This window comes from Pseudomonas sp. W17, assembly GCF_040268305.1.
Lineage (GTDB): Bacteria > Pseudomonadota > Gammaproteobacteria > Pseudomonadales > Pseudomonadaceae > Aquipseudomonas > Aquipseudomonas protegens.
Genome location: NZ_CP158490.1, coordinates 5,434,145 through 5,454,437 on the forward strand (window position 1 = coordinate 5,434,145; position 20,293 = coordinate 5,454,437).

Annotated in this window: 20 protein-coding genes; 11 read left to right on the plus strand and 9 right to left on the minus strand. The window is 60.5% G+C overall.

Annotated features, from left to right (window positions below; all coding sequences use genetic code 11):
* The 4 genes from ABCR88_RS24815 to acs form a co-directional block, all read right to left on the minus strand.
* Complete coding sequence (locus ABCR88_RS24815) at positions 1-699, minus strand: ABC transporter permease (protein ID WP_015636682.1); 699 nt, start codon at positions 697-699, stop codon at positions 1-3.
* On the minus strand, positions 696-1,385 hold the full coding sequence (locus ABCR88_RS24820; RefSeq protein ID WP_011062776.1) for an ABC transporter permease: 690 nt from the start codon (positions 1,383-1,385) through the stop codon (positions 696-698). Before ABCR88_RS24820 ends, ABCR88_RS24815 begins: the two co-directional genes overlap by 4 nt.
* A 92-nt stretch (positions 1,386-1,477) precedes the next feature.
* A complete protein-coding gene (locus ABCR88_RS24825) occupies positions 1,478-2,254 on the minus strand; it encodes an ABC transporter substrate-binding protein (RefSeq protein ID WP_011062777.1) in 777 nt (258 codons plus the stop codon).
* 603 nt (positions 2,255-2,857) lie between these two features.
* The gene (gene acs, locus ABCR88_RS24830) at positions 2,858-4,813 is read right to left on the minus strand and encodes an acetate--CoA ligase (protein ID WP_325985115.1); all 1,956 of its coding nucleotides are present in this window, start codon (positions 4,811-4,813) and stop codon (positions 2,858-2,860) included.
* Between the two features lie 411 nt (positions 4,814-5,224).
* Here acs and ABCR88_RS24835 point away from each other — a divergent pair, with 411 nt between their 5' ends.
* The 3 genes from ABCR88_RS24835 to ABCR88_RS24845 all read left to right on the plus strand — a co-directional run bounded on the left by ABCR88_RS24835 (position 5,225) and on the right by ABCR88_RS24845 (position 8,623).
* The gene (locus ABCR88_RS24835; RefSeq protein WP_011062779.1) at positions 5,225-5,488 is read left to right on the plus strand and encodes a DUF2790 domain-containing protein; all 264 of its coding nucleotides are present in this window, start codon (positions 5,225-5,227) and stop codon (positions 5,486-5,488) included.
* Positions 5,489-6,238: 750 nt separating this feature from the next.
* The gene (locus ABCR88_RS24840) at positions 6,239-7,486 is read left to right on the plus strand and encodes a ribonucleotide-diphosphate reductase subunit beta (protein WP_011062780.1); all 1,248 of its coding nucleotides are present in this window, start codon (positions 6,239-6,241) and stop codon (positions 7,484-7,486) included.
* A 156-nt stretch (positions 7,487-7,642) separates the two neighbouring features.
* The gene (locus tag ABCR88_RS24845; RefSeq protein WP_041119546.1) at positions 7,643-8,623 is read left to right on the plus strand and encodes a hypothetical protein; all 981 of its coding nucleotides are present in this window, start codon (positions 7,643-7,645) and stop codon (positions 8,621-8,623) included.
* 12 nt (positions 8,624-8,635) lie between these two features.
* Here ABCR88_RS24845 and ABCR88_RS24850 read toward each other — a convergent pair whose 3' ends face one another.
* Complete coding sequence (locus tag ABCR88_RS24850; RefSeq protein ID WP_041119547.1) at positions 8,636-9,832, minus strand: hypothetical protein; 1,197 nt, start codon at positions 9,830-9,832, stop codon at positions 8,636-8,638.
* Positions 9,833-9,953: 121 nt separating this feature from the next.
* Entirely contained in the window at positions 9,954-10,769 is an 816-nt protein-coding gene (locus ABCR88_RS24855; protein WP_011062783.1) for a sulfite exporter TauE/SafE family protein, read from the minus strand.
* A gap of 114 nt (positions 10,770-10,883) precedes the next feature.
* Between ABCR88_RS24855 and ABCR88_RS24860 the strand changes: the two genes are divergently transcribed.
* Both ABCR88_RS24860 and ABCR88_RS24865 read left to right on the plus strand, forming a co-directional pair.
* On the plus strand, positions 10,884-11,675 hold the full coding sequence (locus tag ABCR88_RS24860; protein ID WP_325985116.1) for a helix-turn-helix transcriptional regulator: 792 nt from the start codon (positions 10,884-10,886) through the stop codon (positions 11,673-11,675).
* 106 nt (positions 11,676-11,781) lie between these two features.
* Positions 11,782-12,099, plus strand: coding sequence for an XRE family transcriptional regulator (locus ABCR88_RS24865; protein WP_026020019.1), 318 nt, complete (start codon positions 11,782-11,784; stop codon positions 12,097-12,099).
* Positions 12,100-12,268: 169 nt separating this feature from the next.
* On the opposite strand, the gene ABCR88_RS24870 is transcribed toward ABCR88_RS24865, so the two are convergent.
* Positions 12,269-13,327, minus strand: coding sequence for an MBL fold metallo-hydrolase (locus ABCR88_RS24870; protein ID WP_041119551.1), 1,059 nt, complete (start codon positions 13,325-13,327; stop codon positions 12,269-12,271).
* A gap of 202 nt (positions 13,328-13,529) precedes the next feature.
* Between ABCR88_RS24870 and ABCR88_RS24875 the strand changes: the two genes are divergently transcribed.
* The 4 genes from ABCR88_RS24875 (at position 13,530) to ABCR88_RS24890 (ending at position 17,686) form a co-directional block, all read left to right on the plus strand.
* Positions 13,530-14,138: a TetR/AcrR family transcriptional regulator gene (locus ABCR88_RS24875; RefSeq protein WP_041119553.1), complete on the plus strand. Its 609-nt coding sequence runs from the start codon at positions 13,530-13,532 to the stop codon at positions 14,136-14,138.
* Between the two features lie 183 nt (positions 14,139-14,321).
* Complete coding sequence (locus ABCR88_RS24880) at positions 14,322-15,392, plus strand: diguanylate cyclase (protein ID WP_011062788.1); 1,071 nt, start codon at positions 14,322-14,324, stop codon at positions 15,390-15,392.
* 345 nt (positions 15,393-15,737) lie between these two features.
* The gene (locus tag ABCR88_RS24885; RefSeq protein ID WP_041119555.1) at positions 15,738-17,057 is read left to right on the plus strand and encodes a PAS domain-containing methyl-accepting chemotaxis protein; all 1,320 of its coding nucleotides are present in this window, start codon (positions 15,738-15,740) and stop codon (positions 17,055-17,057) included.
* An 89-nt stretch (positions 17,058-17,146) separates the two neighbouring features.
* Positions 17,147-17,686 (plus strand): DUF1003 domain-containing protein, encoded by a 540-nt coding sequence (locus ABCR88_RS24890; RefSeq protein WP_041119556.1) that lies wholly within the window; start codon positions 17,147-17,149, stop codon positions 17,684-17,686.
* A gap of 5 nt (positions 17,687-17,691) precedes the next feature.
* Here ABCR88_RS24890 and ABCR88_RS24895 read toward each other — a convergent pair whose 3' ends face one another.
* Complete coding sequence (locus ABCR88_RS24895; protein ID WP_171820768.1) at positions 17,692-18,633, minus strand: LysR family transcriptional regulator; 942 nt, start codon at positions 18,631-18,633, stop codon at positions 17,692-17,694.
* Between the two features lie 25 nt (positions 18,634-18,658).
* Here ABCR88_RS24895 and ABCR88_RS24900 point away from each other — a divergent pair, with 25 nt between their 5' ends.
* Together ABCR88_RS24900 and ABCR88_RS24905 are read left to right on the plus strand one after the other, a co-directional pair.
* Positions 18,659-19,378 (plus strand): CTP synthase, encoded by a 720-nt coding sequence (locus tag ABCR88_RS24900; protein ID WP_041119558.1) that lies wholly within the window; start codon positions 18,659-18,661, stop codon positions 19,376-19,378.
* Positions 19,375-19,698, plus strand: coding sequence for an antibiotic biosynthesis monooxygenase (locus ABCR88_RS24905; RefSeq protein ID WP_011062793.1), 324 nt, complete (start codon positions 19,375-19,377; stop codon positions 19,696-19,698). The genes ABCR88_RS24900 and ABCR88_RS24905 overlap by 4 nt, the downstream gene beginning before the upstream one ends.
* 55 nt (positions 19,699-19,753) lie before the next feature.
* On the opposite strand, the gene ABCR88_RS24910 is transcribed toward ABCR88_RS24905, so the two are convergent.
* Entirely contained in the window at positions 19,754-20,089 is a 336-nt protein-coding gene (locus ABCR88_RS24910; RefSeq protein WP_011062794.1) for a DUF2025 family protein, read from the minus strand.
* Positions 20,090-20,293 lie beyond the last annotated feature (204 nt).

The following is a 20,293-nucleotide window of genomic DNA, read 5'->3' on the forward strand; positions in this document are numbered from 1 at the left end:
TCAGTGCTTCCGCGGCGCCAGGTAGCGCAGCCAGCGGCCTTCGGCCAGCTTGAACAGGCGCACCAGGATAAAGGTCAGGCACAGGTAGAACACGCCGGCGGTGATGTAGGCCTCGAACGGCAGGTAGTACTGCGCGTTGACCGTCCGCGCCGCGCCGGTGATGTCGATCAGGGTCACGATGGACGCCAGACTGGTGGTCTGCAGCATCATGATCACTTCGTTGCTGTACTGCGGCAGCGCGCGGCGCAGAGCCGACGGCAAGAGAATGCGGCGGTACATCTTGTAGCGCGACATGCCCATGGCCTTGGCCGCCTCGATCTCGCCATTGGGCGTGGCCTTGAGGCTGCCGGCGATGATTTCCGCGGTGTAGGCGCTGGTGTTGATGGCAAAGGCCAGGCAGGCGCAGAAGGTCGCGCTGGACAGCCAGGGCCAGAGGAAACTCTCGCGCACCGCTTCGAACTGAGCCAGGCCGTAGTAGATCAGGAACAGCTGCACCAGCATCGGCGTACCGCGGATCACATAGGTGTAGAGCCAGGCTGACATGTTCACCAGCGGCTGCTTGGACACCCGCATCAGCCCCAGGGGCAGCGCCACCAGCAAACCGAAGAACAGCGACAGCGCCAGCAGTTTCAGGGTGGTCAGCAGGCCGCCGAAGTACAGCGGCAGGGCCTCATAGATGACGTTGTAGTCGAAGATCATAGATCAGCCGCCCTTACGCCTACCGAGTAGCGCTTCTCAAGGTAACGCAGTGCCAGCAACGAGACACTGGTGATCACCAGGTACATCGCCGCCACTGCAAGGAAGAAGGTGAATGGCTCGCGAGTGGCATCCGCCGCCTGCTTGGCCTTGAACATCATGTCTTGCAGGCCCACCACGGAAATCAGCGCGGTCGCCTTGGTCAGTACCAACCAGTTGTTGGTGAAGCCGGGAATCGCCAGGCGAATCATCTGCGGCACCATCACCCGGAAGAAAACCTGGAAGCTGCTCATGCCGTAGGCCATGCCGGCTTCCGCCTGCCCCTTGGGGATCGCCATGAAGGCGCCACGGAAGGTTTCGGAGAGGTAGGCACCGAAGATGAAGCCCAGGGTGCCGATACCGGCCGCCAGCGGATTGAGGTCGATGTAATCGTCATAACCCAGCAGCGGCGCCACCCGGTTGAGCAGATCCTGGCCGCCGTAGAAGATCAGCAGGATCAGCACCAGGTCGGGAATACCGCGGATTACCGTGGAGTACAGGTCGCCCAGCCAGGCCAGCCAGCGCACCGGCGAGAGGCGCAGCGCAACCCCGATCAGACCCAGAACAATGGCCAGGGCCATGGACGACAAGGCGAGCTGAAGCGTCAGCCAAGCGCCATCGAGGATGACAGCCCCGTAGCCTTTCAACATGATTCAGGTCCTCGAAAATTGGGATGAAAAAATGGCGCAAACTTCAGAGATTCTGCTGCTTGCGCCATCTCGGACTGACTGATTCGACGGTCTTACTTGCCGTAGATGTCGAAGTCGAAGTACTTGTCCTGGATTTGCTTGTACTTGCCGTTCTCACGAATGGCAGCGATGGCGGCGTTGATCTTGTCCAGATCGGCCTTGTCGCCCTTGCGCACGGCGATCCCTACGCCGTCGCCGAAGTATTTGACGTCGGTGAAGGCCGGACCGACGAAGGCGAAGCCCTTGCCAGCGTCGGTTTTCAGGAAGCCGTCATTCAACAGGGTAGCGTCCGCCACAGTACCGTCGAGGCGACCGGCGGCCACATCCAGGTAGATTTCGTTCTGCGAGCCGTAAGGCTTGATCTGCGCACCCAGGGGAGCCAGCACTTCACGGGCGAAACGCTCGTGGATCGAACCGCGCTGCACGCCGATGTTCTTGCCCTTGAGCTCGGCCAGGCCGTCGCTGATCTGGGTACCGGCCTTCATCACCAGGCGCGCCGGGGTGTTGTAGTACTTGTTGGTGAAGTCCACGGATTTCTTGCGATCGTCAGTGATCGACATGGACGAGAGGATGGCGTCGATCTTGCGAACCTTCAGTGCCGGGATCAGGCCGTCGAACTCTTGCTCGACCCAGACACACTTGACCTTCATCTCTTCGCACAGGGCGTTGCCGATGTCGTAGTCGAAACCGACGATGCTGCCGTCCGGCGCCTTGGAGGCAAACGGAGGGTAAGCCGCTTCGATACCAATTTTCAGGGGCTTTTCATCGGCAAAAGTCGGCAGGGAGAGCACGGACAGTGCCAGGGCGCCAAGAAGCACGAGTTTCTTCATCTTAGAACTCCATCGGTAAAGGGCGAAAACGGCAGAGTGAGCGACAGCCCAATATGCGAATGGGTGAAACAGCAAATAGCGGCGCTGCGGCCCGGGCAGCCCGCAGGGGGCTCACACACAGGCAACGACGAGCGAGTGACCGGCATTCTAACGACAGGCTGGAAGCCGATATTTCCTCAATGCGACAACAAATTACAGAAGCATCGAGAATGCCTGGCCAGCGCATTGACAGCTCTTCAATTCTATGCAAGAGCGAAAGACGGGGAACCGATCTATGCTGCAAATTGCGGGCCTATTATTGGCAAAGCCTTCTATTCCGGCAAGCGCAGCGTGATGACTTATTTTTTATAAGGGTATAAAAGGCCCTGAAATGGGGCCCGGCGTTTCCCATTGCCCCGAAAGTAGGCGCGAGGTTACATCTTCGGCCGTACCGGTAACATTCGGATACACCGAAGGGATAAATCCGATATTTATTCGCCCCGTCTTCGCGGGCAAGCCGGCACCTGCAACAGCCACGCAGAGGGCTTTGCGGCCCATCGCCACCGCACAAAAAAGCCCCGCCCGGCACAGGGCCGGGCGGGGCTGGGTGACTCGAAAACCGCCTCAGGCGACGTTCATGGTCTTGTGGGTATCGATCAGGTGCTGCACCACACTCGGGTCAGCCAGGGTCGAGATATCGCCCAGACCGTCGTACTCCGCCGTGGCGATCTTGCGCAGAATCCGCCGCATAATCTTCCCGGAACGAGTTTTCGGCAGGCCCGGCGCCCATTGGATGACATCCGGCGAGGCGATCGGCCCGATTTCCTTGCGCACCCAGTTCTTCAATTCCAGGCGCAGGGCTTCGTTCGGCTCTTCACCACCATTGAGGGTCACATAGACGTAGATGCCCTGCCCCTTGATGTCGTGAGGCACGCCCACCACCGCCGCTTCGGCGACCTTCGGGTGCGCAACCATGGCGCTTTCGATTTCGGCGGTACCCATACGGTGCCCGGAGACGTTAAGCACATCGTCCACCCGACCAGTGATCCAGTAGTAGCCATCTTCGTCGCGACGGGCGCCGTCACCGGTGAAGTACATGCCACGGAAAGTCTTGAAGTAGGTATCGACGAAACGATCGTGGTCGCGGTACAGGGTCCGTGCCTGGCCTGGCCACGAGTCGAGAATCACCAGGTTGCCCTCGGCCGCGCCCTCGATGATGTTGCCCAGGTTATCCACCAGGGCCGGCACCACGCCGAAGAACGGACGCGCTGCGGAACCCGGCTTCAAGGCATGCGCCCCCGGCAGCGGGCTCATGAGGGTGGCGCCGGTTTCGGTCTGCCACCAGGTGTCGACGATCGGGCAGCGGGACTGACCGACGTTCTTGTAGTACCAGTCCCAGGCTTCCGGGTTGATCGGCTCGCCCACCGAGCCCAGCAGGCGCAGGCTGCTGCCATCGGCGCCTTCGCAGGCAGCGGTGCCCGAAGCCATCATGGCGCGGATTGCGGTCGGTGCGGTGTAGAGGATGTTGACCTTGTGCTTGTCGACGATCTTCGCCACCCGTGTGACATCCGGGTAGTTCGGCACACCCTCGAACAGCACCGTGGTGGCGCCGTTGGCCAGCGGGCCGTAGACAATATAGGTGTGGCCGGTGACCCAGCCGACGTCGGCGGTGCACCAGTAGACTTCGCCCGGGCGGTAGTCGAACACCCGCTCATGGGTCAGCGACGCATACAGCAGGTAGCCGCCGGTGGTGTGCTGCACGCCTTTGGGCTTGCCGGTGGAACCGGAGGTATAGAGGATGAACAGCGGTTCTTCGGCGCCCATCTCTTTCGGCGCGCAGACGCTGCCGGCGACTTTCATCAAGTCTTCGTACCAGATGTCGCGGTGCTGGTTCCACTTGATGTTGCCACCGGTGCGCTTGCACACGATGACCTTCTGAATGCTGCTGGTTTCCGGGTTGGTCAGGGCATCGTCGACATTGGCCTTGAGCGGCACTTTCTTGCCGGCACGGATACCTTCGTCGGCAGTGATCACCACCTTGGAGCGGCAGTCGATGATGCGCCCGGCCAAGGCTTCAGGGGAGAAGCCGCCGAACACCACCGAGTGGATCGCGCCAATGCGGGTACAGGCCAGCATGGCCACCACCGCCTCGGGAATCATCGGCATATAGATAGTCACCACGTCGCCGCGGTGCACGTCCTGGCCACGCAGGGCGTTGGCGAACTTGCAGACTTCCTCATGCAGTTCGCGGTAGGTGATGTTGCGGCTTTCGGAAGGATCGTCGCCTTCCCAGATGATCGCGATCTGATCACCGCGCTCGGCGAGATGGCGATCCAGGCAGTTGTAGGAGACGTTCAGGGTGCCGTCGGCGAACCACTTGATATCGACATGGTGATCGTCGAAGGAGGTCTGCTTCACCGTGGTAAAAGGCTTGATCCAGTCGAGACGCTTGGCCTGTTCGCGCCAGAAACCGTCCGGGTTCACGACCGACTGCTGGTACATGGCCTTGTAGGTCGCCTCGTCAGTCAGCGTATTAGCCAAAACCTCGGGACGAACGGGATACAGAGAAGCCGCACTCATCTTTCTTACCTCGGTGACATAGTTGTTTTTGTATGACCCCGTTGTAGCCGGGGGGCGTCTATAGAACCATTCGACGATGGTAGTAACAACCCCCTGCGAAATACCCCTTCATTTGCCAAACCCCTTCAAGAATGCGCCTTACAGCGATATCCACCCTACCCAAAAAAGTTCCAGCCAGCTGCCAAACAGCCCTTTTTCGGCGATTGTTACAAAAACTGTCAAAGGTGTTTATCAAAAGTACGCCTATATGACTGCGGCCCCCGCGCCTAAAATCTGCCTCGCCCAACAGGCAATCTGATTAACCAAGTTGCAGCCCCCACGAAGGCAGTTAATCAAACTTCTACTCAAGTTCCACACGCAGCCCCATAAAGGCTGCGTGACCTCACACGACCTTAGAAAGGTAAAACGCAAATGAAAGCTTTATTAGTTCTGGCCCTCAGCAGTCTGTGCGTAACCGCGATGGCTGATGAGATCCCGACTGATGTCGCCAACCAGCAAGTACCGGTAGAGGAATACACTTACTCGACTGATCTGGATATCGCCAAAGTTATCTCCATGAGCGAAGTTCCAGAAGTATGCGAAGTTGTACCAGCGCGCATGGAATATGAAGACTCCCACGGCCAGCGACATATTCTTCAATATCGCGTAATGGGCAACGGTTGCTCTAACGGCTAATAGCAAAGTTCATTGCACATACCTTGATGACTGCCGGCCGCAAGAAATCCCTCTTGCGGCACAGATGCCTGATGTCTACCCACCCATGGGCAGCAAAAGGCCTCAGCCTGACGACGTGCGAGCCCGGCAATCGCACGCACCTTTCCTCCTGAGGTTGATGGCCTTCTCATAGCACCGCCCACGACCTTGCGAGCAACTCCAGCGACCGCTTCGACGGAGGAAATCCGGCCACCCCCTGAAGACCTGCTCCAGGAGATTTCCCAAGGCAATACCGAGCGATTCGAGTTGTGTTCAAAACCTCAAAAAGGCTTGCAAAAACACAACATCTAGTAAAATTGGCTATTTTTTGGCCATTTCCGGCTATTTTTTTCAAGCGTGAAAAAAAATCTTCAACCGCCAAAGCCTTGTAAACCCGCGCTCTGCTCCAAGTCCCCCCCCTTCTCGGGCTCGCCTGCGCCCATCGGTCGCCCCACGCCCCCGAAAATATCCTTATAATGCGTCCTCAAAACGGGCCTGCAACATTCCCTTACCGGATGAAAACGACCTGCTGAATCCTGCGCAGGAGCTGGCACGCCAAGCTCCGCCCGACAGCGGCCTCCAGGCACCCGGACACGTATTTCTGTTTATTGCCTGCGTTCACTGCTGCAACAAACGATTTCCAATGATTTAACGCGGCCAGCGTGCCGTGTGAAAAACCACCCCTTTTGTTTTCACACGGGCATCTGGCCCTCGAGCAGGAGACGACACGTCATGCTGAGCTGGGACGAATTCGATAAAGAAGAAGGTGAAGTTGCGGTCAAAGGCGCCAACGCCGGCCACGCTACTGAAGCCAACATGGACCGCCTCGACAGCGCCGGTGGCGCCGCCGCTCTCGAAGCCCGTGCCGTGACTGCCAGCGACTCCGCTGCCGTAGCCCGCGCCAAGGCGTCTCTGGATCAGCTCGACATCGCCGAAGGCCTGGCCGAGCTGGAAGGCTCTTCCGCCCGTGTCGCGGTTGACGAGAAGCGCATGATCAACTGCCGCGCCGACCTCAACCAGCTCGTGCCGTTCAAGTATGACTGGGCCTGGCAGAAGTACCTCGACGGCTGCGCCAACCACTGGATGCCGCAAGAGGTCAACATGACCGCCGACATCGCCCTGTGGAAAAACCCGGAAGGCCTGACCGACGACGAGCGTCGCATCGTCATGCGCAACCTGGGCTTCTTCTCCACCGCCGACTCCCTGGTTGCCAACAACCTGGTACTGGCCGTGTACCGCCTGATCACCAACCCGGAATGCCGCCAGTACATCCTGCGCCAGGCGTTCGAAGAGGCGATCCACACCCACGCCTACCAGTACTGCATCGAATCGCTGGCCATGGATGAAGGCGAGATCTTCAACATGTACCACGAGATTCCATCGGTCGCGAAGAAAGCCGCCTGGGGCCTGAAGTACACCCGTTCGATCTCCGATCCGAAGTTCGAAACCGGCACCGTCGACACCGACAAGGAACTGCTGCGCAACCTGATCGCCTACTACTGCGTTCTGGAAGGCATCTTCTTCTATTGCGGCTTCACCCAGATCCTGTCCATGGGCCGTCGCAACAAAATGACCGGTGTCGCAGAGCAGTTCCAGTACATCCTGCGCGACGAATCCATGCACCTGAACTTCGGCATCGACGTGATCAACCAGATCAAGATCGAAAACCCGCACCTGTGGGATGCCGAGATGAAGGAAGAGGCGACCCAGATGATCCTCCAGGGTACCCAACTGGAGATCGAATACGCTCGCGACACCATGCCGCGCGGTGTACTGGGCATGAACGCCGCGATGATGGAGGACTACCTCAAGTTCATCGCCAACCGTCGCCTGTCGCAGATCGGCCTGAAGGAAGAGTACCCAGGTACCACCAACCCGTTCCCATGGATGAGCGAGATCATGGACTTGAAGAAAGAGAAGAACTTCTTCGAGACCCGCGTGATCGAGTACCAGACTGGCGGCGCCTTGAGCTGGGATTGATTCCCGGATCAATGACACAAACAAGAAGCCCTGACCTGGTCAGGGCTTTTTTATTGGCCGCACCAATGTACACAGGGACTGGTTCATCAAAGTACGTGCAGGCTGCATGACCTGCCGCTATAAAGAACTCTTTTCCGCTTAAGGATAAAAGCGCCCATGAAATTCGATACCGCGTACTGCATCAGCCTCGACGACAAGTTGTCGATCTATGACGTGCGTGATCTGAATTTCGATGAAACCCTGGTCTTCGATTCGGCCAGGGAAAGTTTCCAGTGCCCCAACGATGAATGCCGCGCAGCGTTCGATAGCACTAATCAACTGGGCACTTTCAACGCCAAGAACGTCAACTACATCCGCACGCCGCATTTCAAAAACCTGCCCGCCACGCTTCATATAGAAGGATGCCCTTATGGGGTCAGCAAAAGCGCCGGTAGCGTGGAAGGTGCCGCGACCGAAGAGGAACGCGAGGAGCATTTCCCTTCGGAGCTGCTCTTAAGCCGCCGTGAATACGTGCGCAAGCCGGCCCGCCCGCAAGCGGCAGTGGATGCCCCACTGGACACTCCGCCAGCCGCTACGGCCAGTTCGCACAAGCCCCATGCCGGGCGCGACACTACCCCGGACAAGACCAGCGTCTTCGCCCACCCGGTGGAGTGCTTTGTGTCGAACATCGACGACAAGGAACTGCTCAAGCGCATGCCGCTGAAGGTCGGCGAACACACGGCCAGCTACGCCTCATTCTTCAAGAAGATCGAATACCTGCTGGACAACAAGGGGCTGATCTACTGGGGCAAGATCAAGGAGATCAAGGACTACACCCAAAGCTTTCGCATCGATTTCAAGCAGAAAGTCTGGTTCAAGGCCGAGGGCGAAACCAAGAAGAAACCCTACTCGGTCAATGTCTACCTGAGCAAGAAGCTGATCGACAGCTACCGCAAGCGCAAAGCCTTCCTCGAGGAGATCAAGGGCGCCGCCGACAGCCAGCGGGAGCTGTACTGTTTCTTCTATGGCGTGACGCCGGCACTCAAGCAAGTGCCGAGCAAGAAAGACCCCGAATCGACCTTCGGGGTCTTCAGCGCCAATATCGAGAACTTGGATCACTTCGTGATCCGTGAGGCGCCGGGGCTGGAGGCAAAATAACCTCCTTCGGTTTCAATGCTTGGGCAGCTCCAGAGCGACGGCCCCGGGGTGCTTCCTGACCACCACATACGGCAGCACCGACCACTCAGGCCCGTCACAGGCCCGCTCTACCCGAGGAAAGTAGGCCTTGAGGAACAGCCCCTTGGGCGTGAAGTACCAACTGTTATCGCCCCAGACGCTCTCGTCGCTGTAGTTGCAGCCCTCGTCGGGGTCGGTCGGCTCGCGCATCTTGTCGGGGTACAAGGCGCGAAACTGCTGGACCAACCAGGGTGCCAGTTTTTCCTGGTTGTATTCGTAGAGGCCTGTGCGCTCAGCTTCGGTGAGACGAGTGTCTCCTTTACCATTGCGGTCGCTGTGCAACAGCGGTTTGCCCTGCCCCACCCAGAGCACATCGGACAGTGACAACGGGTGACCGCTGTTCACGTCAATATTCATGGGGGAGTCGCCAAAGTCCGGGTGAGCACCGCCGCAGGAATAGCTGGTGGAGATATTCACGCTCAGTACCGCCGGTGAGAAGAACTGTGGTTTTACCGTCTGCATGAATTCGCCCCCCTGAGAGCCGGCTCCCAGCAGGCACTCGTGGTAGGCGCTCACCTCGCGCCACAGACGCTCCATCAACAACTGATTGAGACGCTGTTGCTGAGCTTCCGGGTAACCGCCGACCACCTTGAACATCGACAACTTCGACCCTGGCTCGCTCCACCATTGCAGGGTGTAACCCATGAAGCTCTGCTGCTTGCCCTGCTTGAGGGCCAGGCCCTGCAGGCGCAGGTATTCGTACAGATCATTCGGATAAAGCTGCGCCAGATAGGGCAACGCATCCGGCTTGGGCGCCTCAGCCTTGGCCGTGGACAACTGCACATCGAGAGTCTTGCCCTTGGAGTCCTGCCACTGCCCCTGCCAGCCATCGCCAGTTTGCTGCAACTTGAAGGTGGGCAGGGCCGCCTGCTCATCGGCAGGGCGGCCTCCTTCACGCAGCTCCAGCGCCTGCCCGACAAGCGTGCCGTTGAGTGCCAGATCATGGTGATACTTCTGATAGAAATATCGTCCTGTGACGTCCTTGGGATCGCCGGTATTGATTTCCAGCACAATCGGCATCTTGCCCAGAGTGCCACTGAGAACCTGTCGAGAGGGCGAGGCCTGCAGGCCCTGAAGGTAGATACACAGCAACAGGGCACCGAGGATCTGGCGCATCAATCCGTTGAACATGGAAACTCCCTTGCATGAAAAGGCCGCCAGCGTCGTCAGCAGCGCTTGGGCCTGTGGTAGGCGACGAGCAATTATGGACCGGCACTCCAGGACAATCGAGCGGCCAAACGTGACGCTTCTATCACTTCAGGCACATGCTCAGCAGCACCAGAAACAACAGACCGATGTAAACCCTCGCATGTACCCGGTCAGGAATCCTGCCGATCCAGGGCGCGGCCAGACGAATACCCAGCAACGAACCGAGGGTGAGGACAAAAAACGCCAGCAGGTCGACATAACCGACAAACCAGGGGCCCAGATCGAAGCGGCTATAGCCTGCCAGCGCCATATAGGTCGCAGTACCCGCCAGCGCCACGGGGACACTCAGCGGATTGGCCATGGAGGTGGCCTGGGTCATGCTCAGGCCGCAGCGACGTAGCAGGGGAACTGTCATGACACTGCCGCCCACTCCGAGGAAGGTGGCAATGACGCCTATTCCTACACCGCCAAAGAGCGTTTCGCCTGATCCCAGGTCACGGGTTTTCTGCCCTACCGACTGTTCAAGAAACCCCCGGCGCAGCAGGCAGTCGGCAATGGTCAGGCCCAGGTAGGCAATAAAGGCATAGCGGATCACCTCGCCACTCACCCACATGGCCCCCGCCGCGCCAACTATCGCCCCCAGCCCGATATAGCCACCCAGGGGCCACAGATAGCGGCGGACAAGATTGCCTGCGCGCTGGTGCCTGCCGGTGGCAACCAGGGCGTTGACGATCATCACGCAGGTCGAAGTGGCTACCGCGACATGCATCGCCGCCTGTCCCACCGCCGAATCGGCGCCCTGGCTGCCGAGCAACATCCAGTACAGCAGCGGCACCACCACAAACCCGCCACCAAAGCCGAACAGCACGGCGCTGATGCCCGTCATGCAACCAAAAAGTGCCAACAGTAGATAGAACATCAAGGCGTTTCCATTCAGGTAGACGCCCTGGAAGATAGAACCCCAGCGCTTGGCCGGCTTCAGCAAATTGGCCAATAATGTTTGCGTTTACGCCAAATACGGGACTGTGTCGGCATGCGCAATATCTCCATCGACCAACTGGATCAGACCCCGCGTCCCGTGCTCGCCATTGGCACCGACTACCCAGACGGGCAACGCCTGCCGCGCCATCGGCATCGGCGGGCGCAACTGCTCTATGGTGCCACCGGAGTGATGCAGGTCAGTACCGATGAGGGCAACTGGGTGGTGCCACCGCAGCGGGCGGTGTGGATTCCACCGGGAGTGGAACATGAGGTGCTGATGCTTGGGGTCAGCACTCGCAGCCTGTATATCGAGCCGGCCGCCGCGCCGCTGGACAGCAGCGGCTGCCGGGTCATCGGCATCTCGCCGCTGCTGCGCCAGCTACTGCTGGAAGCAGTGGACATGCCCCTGGAATACGACCTGGACGGGCGCGACGGGCTGCTGATCAACCTGCTGCTGCACGAAATCCAGCGTTGCCCAGGCCTGCCGCTGCACATTCCCTTGCCGGCCGGCGGCCCACTGCTGGAGCTGTGCCGAGCTTTTCTCGCCCGGCCCGATGTCCATCAATCCCCCCTGCACTGGGCAGACCGACTGCATGTCAGCCTGCGTACCTTCAATCGCTGGTTTCGCCAGGAGACCGATATGAGCTTCGTGCAGTGGCGGCAACGGGCCTGCGTGATCCAGGCCCTGGCCCGGCTGGCGGCCATGGAGCCGGTAACCCGAATCGCCCTGGACCTGGGCTACGACAGCCCTGGCGCGTTCTCCACCATGTTCCGTCGGGTGCTGGGGCAATCCCCCAGCACCTACCTGAATCAAGAGCATCCAGCTCCTGGAAAAGCCTTGTGACCAAAGGCTGGCGCAGTGGCAGAAATTGAGTTTGATCCGGACGCAAAACAACTGTACAAATATCCAGTACAAAGCCAACGCACTGCCTAACCTCCCGGAGAAAACCATGGCCTCTCTCGCGATGAAAATCACCCTGGAACGTATCGCTCTCTATCAATTCACCCCACAACACTGTGCCCAGGCTCGGGACATGCTGGGCTGGGACATGGATCAGCTGTCCCGCGAGTCCGCGGTCTCGGTGCAAGCCATCCAGCGCTTCGAAGCGGGCTACGAGGTCCGTGACGTAACCCGCCTGGCCCTGGCGTTCTGCCTTGAGGCCCAGGGCCTGGTGTTCTTCCCGGGCTTCACCCCTGGCCGCGGCATGAACATCAAGGGAGCCACTCCCAACCCGATGGAGCGGCCCGACTACGCCCTGATCGAATGATCCAGCCGCCTGAGCAAGTGCTCGCACAAGGCCGGTACTGGCAGAGGGGTCGAGCCCGGACGAACCGGCGGGCAGGCCAGGGTTTTGATCCGGGCGTCATGGCGCCGCAAACGGCGGATGCTATGGTCACCATCCTCATAACCCGCCGCCCGAGCGAAGAAGGCCTGGATCAGGCGGATTCGACGCCCGCCTGCTCCAGTGCACCTTCCACCTCCAGCCACCAGGCGGCTCCCCGCTGCGGCTGCGCCAGGTTGAAGGCTTCGCCCATTTGCGGCGTGGTGATGTTGGTACTGCGCTCCCAGGCCAGGGCCAGGATGCGGTCGAAGGGTTCGTGCCAGGCGTGCATCGCCAGGTCGAAGGTGCCGTTGTGGATCGGTAGCAACCAACGACCTTGCAGGTCGATGTGGGCCTGCAGAGTCTGCTCGGGCTGCATGTGCACATGGGGCCATTCGACGTTGTAGGCCCCGGTTTCCATCAGTGTCAGGTCGAATGGGCCGTACTGCTGGCCGATACGCTTGAAACCGTCGAAATAACCGGTATCGCCGCTGAAGAAGATCCGCGTGGGGCCATCGATCATCACCCAGGAGGCCCACAAGGTCCGGTTGCCATCGAACAGACCACGCCCGGAAAAGTGCTGCGATGGGGTGGCAACGAAACAGACGCCAGCGACCTCACAGCCCTGCCACCAATCCAGTTGCCGGACCTTGGCCGCCGGCACGCCCCACTTGATCAGGGTATCGCCCACCCCCAGCGGGGTGAGGAAATGCCGAGTCTTGTCCGCCAGGACCAGCACGGTCTTGTGATCAAGGTGATCGTAATGATCATGAGACAGGATCACCGCCTCGATATCGGGCAATTGCTCCAGGCTGATCGGCGGCTGGTGAAAGCGCTTCGGCCCGGCCCATTGCACGGGTGACGCGCGCTCGGCAAACACCGGATCGGTGATCCAGAACTTGCCGCGCATCTTCAGCAGCACGGTGGAATGCCCCAGGCGGTAGACGCTGTGATCGGGCGCCGCCAGCAACTGCTCGCGGGTTAGCGGCTGCACCGGAATGGCTCCGGCCGGGCGGGTATTGCGCGGCTTGTGGAACAACATGTTCCAGAAGATCTGCAGGGTCTTGCCAAAGCCGGCACGACGCACCGGCGCATGGTTGCGAAAAGCCCCCTGCTCCTGGCGCGAGGTTTCCTCGCGGGGAGCACGGGTGATGCTTGACGAGACAGTGGCCATGATTGAAATGACTCCATGGAACGCAGCAAGTTGCGACGTGGTATTGCGGGACGATCTACTGGCCAAGGCACGCAAGCATCAGCCGCCAATCATCGTTTCAAAGATCAACTACACTACACAGTGTAGTTTCTACATTGCAACAGGAAACAGACGAAGTAGACTGCCGAGTGTTTTTACCGACCACCCTGACCGAACCCAACTTATGACAGCCCCGAAGCGCCTCACCGACCTCAAACGCAGTGCCATCGTCCAGGCGGCGATCAGTGAATTTCGCACCAGCGGTTTCGAGATCACCAGCATGGACAAGATTGCCGCTACGGCTGGGGTGTCCAAGCGCACGGTGTACAACCACTTCCCCAGCAAGGAGGAACTGTTCGCCGAGATCCTGCACCAGCTCTGGGCCAGCATCAGCGCGCAATCGGAAATCATCTACCGCAGCGACCTGCCCCTGCGCGAGCAATTGGAAAAGATCGTGCGGGCCAAGCTGCAACTGCTGGCGGACGACAACTTTCTCGATCTGGCCCGGGTAGCCATCGCCGCTGCCATTCACTCGCCGGAACGGGCGCAGAACATGGTGGCGCGGCTTGGCGAGCGGGAAGAAGGCCTGACCCTGTGGATTCGCGGCGCCCTGGCCGACGGTCGCCTCAAGCCGGTAGACCCGGAATTCGCCGCGACCCAGATGCACGGCCTGCTCAAGAGCTTCGCCTTCTGGCCGCAGATCACCATGGGCCAGGCGCCACTGGCAACAGGCATGCAAAATCAGGTCGTCGAGTCGGCGCTGGACATGTTCCTGGGCCACTACCAGGCCTGAGTTCCCGGGGCACTTATGCTCACCGAACCGCAGCCGGCGGTCGCCACCACTGTGAAATGGCTTGGAAGGACACTGATTATTCTCACTGGAATAAATGACAATATTCACCAGACTGATCCGATAAACGGCTAAGCCGAAAAAACACCACAAGGTGTTTCAGTACAGAACCTGGTGCAGGAATTTATGGAAAACCAACGCGGCAAGGGGCTGTCATTTGCCCGGCGCATCTATCGGCCAAGGATCATCGGCCTGGGTATCGGCGGTATCAGTGTATTCGCCACCCTCTACCCCCTTGCACTGCCCGGTTGGATCTGGGCCCTGCTCCTGTTCCACGGCCTGCTCTGGCCTCACCTGGCCTATCAACTCTCCACCCGTTCTGCCTTTCCCTACCAGGCAGAACGTCGCAACCTGCTGTACGACTCGATGCTGGGCGGTTTCTGGGCTGCCACCATGCAGTTCAATCCCCTGCCCGCCGTCACCATCCTGTCGATGATGGCCATGAACAATGTGGCCGCCGGGGGGGTGCGTCTGTTCATCCGTGGCGCTCTGGCCCAGGGCATCGGGGTCCTGTTGTCCTGGTCGCTGTTCGGCGCCAGCTTCAATACCCGGATCAGCCCGCTGCAGATCTATGCCTGCCTGCCGATGCTCACGCTCTATCCGCTGGCCGTGGGCATGGTCTGCTACCGGCTGGCGATCAAGCTGTCCGAGCACAAGCGCGCCCTGAGCGCCCTGAGCCGCACCGACAGCCTCACCGGTCTGCTCAACCACGGCTCCTGGAAAGACCTGCTGCATATCAAGTTCCACAAATGCCAGCAGCAACAGATCGATGCCAGCATCGCCCTGATCGACATCGACCACTTCAAGGCGATCAACGACACCTACGGACACATCATCGGCGATACGGTGCTGCGCCATCTGAGCAACGAACTGCGGCGCAACCTGCGTCACGACGACCTCGCCGGCCGCTACGGCGGTGACGAGTTCTGCGTGATCCTGCCGCGCATGGACCGCCAGCAGGCACTGGAGGTCATGGAACGCCTGCGCCAGGTCTTCAGCCAGTACCGGCATCCGCAAGTGGCTGAACTGAAAGTCAGCCTGAGCATCGGCCTGGCCGCCTTCGACCGCGAATTCCAGGACCCTTCAAGTTGGCTCAACGCCGCCGACAAGGCCCTGTACCTGGCGAAAAACAGTGGCCGCAATCGAATTGCCAGCAATGACGACGAGGCTCATTCCCGGCAAACACAAATGGCATAAAAACCCAAAAAACTTATACAAAAAGGGAGTAAAAAATATTTTTGTACAAGTTTATTTGGATTTATCCCGGCAACTGACATCATAATGCCGTCACTTCGCTACCGCACAAGACCTCCATTCGGGGTCAAATGCCGTGGCCCATCAATCCAACTAAATCGATTCGCAGCCACTACGTCTCCTCTTGATGCGGCCAACGATGCACGCCCGCGTCATCGCTGCGAATTTATCTGTCAGTCATGGAACGCTGGCATTGAGCAGATAATGCCGAACGCTGGGGAGCATTCGGCATACCGGCGAACTCAATAGGGATCGACGCGACGTTTCTCCCACAGAGCACCAGCTACCATGCTATTCAACCGCCACAACAAGACCATCGATTCCCTGCAGCAAACCATTGCCGAACAATCCCGAATGCTGGAAGCCATCGATCGCTCCATGGCGGTGATCGAATTCGACCTGCAGGGCAACGTCCTGCGAGCCAACGCCAACTTTCTCCAGACCCTGGGCTATCGCGAAGACCAGGTGATAGGCCAGCCGCACCGCCTGTTCTGCACCCCGGAGTACGTTCGTAGCAGCGACTACCAGCAATTGTGGAACCGCCTCAGAAGCGGCCAGTTCGAATCCGGCACCTTCGAACGGGTGGCCAGCAACGGCCAGAGCCTGTGGCTGGAAGCCAGCTACAACCCCATCCGCGACGCATCCGGCGCAGTGTACAAAGTGGTCAAGTACGCCTTGGATGTCACCGCCCGAGTGCAGGAAGAGGTGGAGGCACGAAACAAGCTGGACGCCATCGACCGGGCCATGGCGGTGATCGAGTTCAACCTCGACGGCAGCATCATCGGTGCCAACAGCAATTTCCTCAGCCGCATGGGCTACAGCCTGGCCGAGATCAAGGGCAAGCATCACCGCATGTTCTGCAAACCCGAGCTGATCAACAGCAGCGCCTACCAGGACTTCTGGAACCGCCTGAACCGGGGTGAGTTCTTCAACGGCCAGTTCGAGCGGATCGACAGGCACGGACGTACGCTGTGGCTGGAAGCCAACTACAACCCGGTCTACGACGCCAGCGGGCGCCTGTGCAAAGTGGTCAAGTACGCCGCCGACGTCACCCAGCAGGTGGAAAAACACGAACAGGATGCCCAGAGCGCGAGCCAGGCTTATCACATCTCGGTGCAGACCCGAAAAGTCGCCGAACAAGGCACCGGAGTGATCCAGCAAGCCGCCAGCGAAATGCGCCAGATCGCCGAGAACATCGAGGGATCTTCATCGCTGATCGCGCGCCTGGGCGAACGCTCCGAGCAGATCACCGCCATCGTCAACACCATCCGCGCCATTGCCGACCAGACCAACCTGCTGGCTCTGAACGCCGCCATCGAAGCGGCCCGGGCCGGGGACCAGGGCCGTGGTTTTGCCGTGGTGGCCGATGAAGTCCGGCAATTGGCGGCGCGCACCAGCGGCTCGACGGCGGAAATCTCCAGCATGATCGACATGATCCAGAACGAAACGCAGCAAGCCATCAAGAGCATGGACGGTACCCGGGAGCGGGCGGCCAAGGGCGTGCAACTGGCGGATCAGGCGGGCACGGTGATCCTGCAGATTCGCGACGGTGCCAGCGAGGCGGTAGAGGCCGTGAGCATGTTCGCCAACGAACGCGGCGCCCCCTGAGGGCAGGCTTTCCCGGCGTCGAGAGCGACGTCGGGCCTGGCCCGGGAGGCTATAGTGGCCTGACGTCCCAGTGCCTGGCGGAGGCCATCATGAGTTCCAGCGACACCCCGAAGAAACCCACTCCGGTCATCGACCACCTGCGCTTTCATCGCGCCCATGCCCACCTGGCGCCGACCTTCGGCACCGATAACTTCGCCCTGAAGGCAGAAGCCTTCGCCCGGTTCTTCGGCACCCCGACCTTCCTCGGCGCACAAACCCTGGTGGTACTGGTCTGGGTGGCCCTGAACCTGACCGGCGTCACCCATTTCGACGTCTATCCCTTCATCCTGCTGAACCTGGCCTTCAGCCTGCAATCGGCCTATGCCGCCCCGCTGATTCTCCTCGCACAGACCCGCCAGGCCGCGCGGGACAAGGCCCAGGCGGATGCCGATGCGCAGCACCGCGAAGCCCTGGCCGTTGCCAACAGCGAGCGCCAGGCCCAGGCCGCACAGACCACCACGCAACTGATGGAGCTGCTGGAACAGAACACCCGCCTGACCGAAATGACCAAGCAACTGACCGAGCGCATCGAGAATCTCACCAGTGAGATGCATGAGCATTTCGTGCGCAAGGATCAACCCAAGGCCTGAAGGCCTCAGGGCCAGCGCAGGTGCCGCGCCAACTCGTCGAACAGTGTCACCACCGAACGCAAGGCCCGACAGTCCGGGCGGGTCAGCAGCCACAGGGCGGTTTCCTGGCCCAGGGGTTCACTCAACGCCTCCAGCCCGGCGCTGCCCACCAGGAAATCCGGCAGCGCGGCCACGCCCAGGCCAGCGCGCACCAACTCGGTAACCGAAAGCATGCTGTTGCAGCGGTAACTGGGCTGTACGCCGGGCCATTGCTGGCGACGCCAGACCACGGTGGGGTGATCGGGCAGGAAATCGTCCGGGGCGATCCAGGCCAGCCGCGACAGATCAGTGCAGTCGACCCGTTGCCGATAGGCCGGGCTGGCGCATACCCGGTAGGACACCGCCCCCAGGCAGCGCCCCACCAGGTGCTCTGGAGGCCTGGCGGTCAGGCGCACGGCAATATCCGCATCACGCCGGTTGAGATTGGCGAAATCATTGGACGTGCACAGCTCGATGACCAGTGCCGGGTAGTTCGCCATGAACTGCGCCAGGGCCGGCAGCAACAGGCCTTGCAACACCGAATCGGTACAAGTCAGGCGTACCGTGCCGCTGACCACTTCGCCGCCCCGGGCCACGCCGATACGCGCCGCTTCCAGTGCCTGTTCAGCATGTTCTGCCTGCTGCGCCAGGGCCTGGGCCAGGCTGGTGGGCAAGTAGCCGGCGCGGCTCTTGTCGAACAACTGCTGGCCCAGCCCGGCCTCCAGCCGGCGCACGGCGCGAAACACCGTCGAGACGTCGACCTTGAGCAGGGCCGCAGCACGCGCCAGGGAGCCGCCGCGAACCAGGGCCAGGATCAATGAGAGATCGGAGTAGTCCAACTGATAGTGCGCTGGTGCAATGATCATTTGGGTAAACGCCAATATTGATTGCGTAGGCGCCAATTTATAGTGGGCCCAGGCCATCAACAAGTCAGGGTCACAACCGGAGAGTTCCATGCATCCACAGGTACCAGCACCGACCATTCGTATCGCCCTGGTGGGGGATTACGACCCACAGATCACCGCACACCAGGCCATCCCCCTGGCCCTGGAGCGGGCAGCGCAGGAGGGTGCCGGCCCAATGGAATACCAGTGGCTGGCAACCGCCGATCTGCACCAGGAGAAAGACCTGGAGGGCTTCCACGGTATCTGGTGTGTCCCCGGCAGCCCCTACCGCAACATCGAGGGTGCCCTGCTGGCGATCCGCGTGGCGCGTGAACAGCAGCGGCCATTTCTCGGTACCTGTGGCGGCTTTCAGCACGCGGTCCTGGAATACGCCCGCAATGTGCTGGGCTGGGCCGATGCTGAACACGGCGAAACCGCGCCCGACGCCGAGCGCGTGCTGCTCACGCCCTTGAGTTGCGCCCTGGTGGAAGCCCGGGACTCGATTCAGTTGCGCGCCAACAGCCGCATCGCCAGGGCCTACGGCACAACCTGCATCGAGGAAGGTTATCGCTGCCGCTATGGCGTCAATCCGGACTTCGCTGGCGCCCTGCTCAGCGGCACCTTGCTCCCCACTGGCCATGACAGCGCCGGCGACCTGCGCAGCCTGGAACTGGACGAGCATCCGTTCTTCATCGCCACCCTGTTCCAACCCGAGCGCGCGGCCCTCCAGGACCGCACACCGCCTCTGGTCAGGGCCTTGCTCACGGCCTGCCGGGAGTGCCAAGCATGACTGACCGGACTCCCGCACCGCCCTACTACGCCGTGATTTTCAGTTCCCAGCGCGGTGAGGCCGACCCCGCCTATGAACAGGCAGCCGAACGCATGCTCGAACTGGCGCGCCAGCAGCCGGGGTTTCTCGGGGTCGAATCGGCACGAGGTGAGGACGGCTTCGGCATCACCGTGTCGTACTGGAGCAGCGAAGCGGCGATCCTGGCCTGGAAGCAGCACCCCGAACACAGCGCGATCCGCGAGCGCGGTCGGGCACAGTGGTATCGCCAGTTCAGCACCCGGGTGAGCAAGGTCCAACGGGCTTACGGCTTTCCAGGCTGAGCCCGCTTCAGGCACGGATTCCCGAGCCGCCCGGGTGACGGCTCGGGGGCACGCATCAGCCCTGCGTGGTCGACAGCAGGCTGCGCACCGCCTGGATTTCCGGCAAGTCGCTGCGGCGCATGTATACCCGCAGCGGCTCGCTGATATTGATCCGGTCGTCGATGTTCTGATCCAGCAGCAGCTGGATCTGCTCGCGCTTGAGGCTCATGGCCTGGTCCGACACCGGCGCCCAGACAAACTCGTGGGCCGGCACTATGGCGTCGTCGGCCACGTCCATGCCAAAGGAGTCTTCGCTGAAGCGCACGATATAGCGACCGGTCTTGCGATTGAAGCCGACAAAGCCCTTGAGCTGGTCGGCAGCCTGACAGATGAGTTCGGAGGTGATGCTCATGGTAAACCTCACTAGAGTCCCGCAGGACAGGTGATCAATGGTCTACACGCGAGGCAAGGGACAGCGGAGTTTTCAGGGCCTCCCTCTGATGGGGAAACTGCAGCGCCCAAGAGTACTGCAAAGCGCCGGAAAAAAGCGCTGAAAAATGCAAATGAGAGGGATTTATGTCGCTCTGGAGATAGCACAAGCGTCATCGAGTTGTTA

Bases quoted from the DNA above. Each gene is read 5' to 3' on its own strand.
- ABCR88_RS24815 (WP_015636682.1), bottom strand. From the start codon at position 699: ATGATCTTCGACTACAACGTCATCTATGAGGCCCTGCCGCTGTACTTC.
- ABCR88_RS24820 (WP_011062776.1), bottom strand. From the start codon at position 1,385: ATGTTGAAAGGCTACGGGGCTGTCATCCTCGATGGCGCTTGGCTGACG.
- ABCR88_RS24825 (WP_011062777.1), bottom strand. From the start codon at position 2,254: ATGAAGAAACTCGTGCTTCTTGGCGCCCTGGCACTGTCCGTGCTCTCC.
- acs (WP_325985115.1), bottom strand. From the start codon at position 4,813: ATGAGTGCGGCTTCTCTGTATCCCGTTCGTCCCGAGGTTTTGGCTAAT.
- ABCR88_RS24835 (WP_011062779.1), top strand. From the start codon at position 5,225: ATGAAAGCTTTATTAGTTCTGGCCCTCAGCAGTCTGTGCGTAACCGCG.
- ABCR88_RS24840 (WP_011062780.1), top strand. From the start codon at position 6,239: ATGCTGAGCTGGGACGAATTCGATAAAGAAGAAGGTGAAGTTGCGGTC.
- ABCR88_RS24845 (WP_041119546.1), top strand. From the start codon at position 7,643: ATGAAATTCGATACCGCGTACTGCATCAGCCTCGACGACAAGTTGTCG.
- ABCR88_RS24850 (WP_041119547.1), bottom strand. From the start codon at position 9,832: ATGTTCAACGGATTGATGCGCCAGATCCTCGGTGCCCTGTTGCTGTGT.
- ABCR88_RS24855 (WP_011062783.1), bottom strand. From the start codon at position 10,769: ATGTTCTATCTACTGTTGGCACTTTTTGGTTGCATGACGGGCATCAGC.
- ABCR88_RS24860 (WP_325985116.1), top strand. From the start codon at position 10,884: ATGCGCAATATCTCCATCGACCAACTGGATCAGACCCCGCGTCCCGTG.
- ABCR88_RS24865 (WP_026020019.1), top strand. From the start codon at position 11,782: ATGGCCTCTCTCGCGATGAAAATCACCCTGGAACGTATCGCTCTCTAT.
- ABCR88_RS24870 (WP_041119551.1), bottom strand. From the start codon at position 13,327: ATGGCCACTGTCTCGTCAAGCATCACCCGTGCTCCCCGCGAGGAAACC.
- ABCR88_RS24875 (WP_041119553.1), top strand. From the start codon at position 13,530: ATGACAGCCCCGAAGCGCCTCACCGACCTCAAACGCAGTGCCATCGTC.
- ABCR88_RS24880 (WP_011062788.1), top strand. From the start codon at position 14,322: ATGGAAAACCAACGCGGCAAGGGGCTGTCATTTGCCCGGCGCATCTAT.
- ABCR88_RS24885 (WP_041119555.1), top strand. From the start codon at position 15,738: ATGCTATTCAACCGCCACAACAAGACCATCGATTCCCTGCAGCAAACC.
- ABCR88_RS24890 (WP_041119556.1), top strand. From the start codon at position 17,147: ATGAGTTCCAGCGACACCCCGAAGAAACCCACTCCGGTCATCGACCAC.
- ABCR88_RS24900 (WP_041119558.1), top strand. From the start codon at position 18,659: ATGCATCCACAGGTACCAGCACCGACCATTCGTATCGCCCTGGTGGGG.
- ABCR88_RS24905 (WP_011062793.1), top strand. From the start codon at position 19,375: ATGACTGACCGGACTCCCGCACCGCCCTACTACGCCGTGATTTTCAGT.
- ABCR88_RS24910 (WP_011062794.1), bottom strand. From the start codon at position 20,089: ATGAGCATCACCTCCGAACTCATCTGTCAGGCTGCCGACCAGCTCAAG.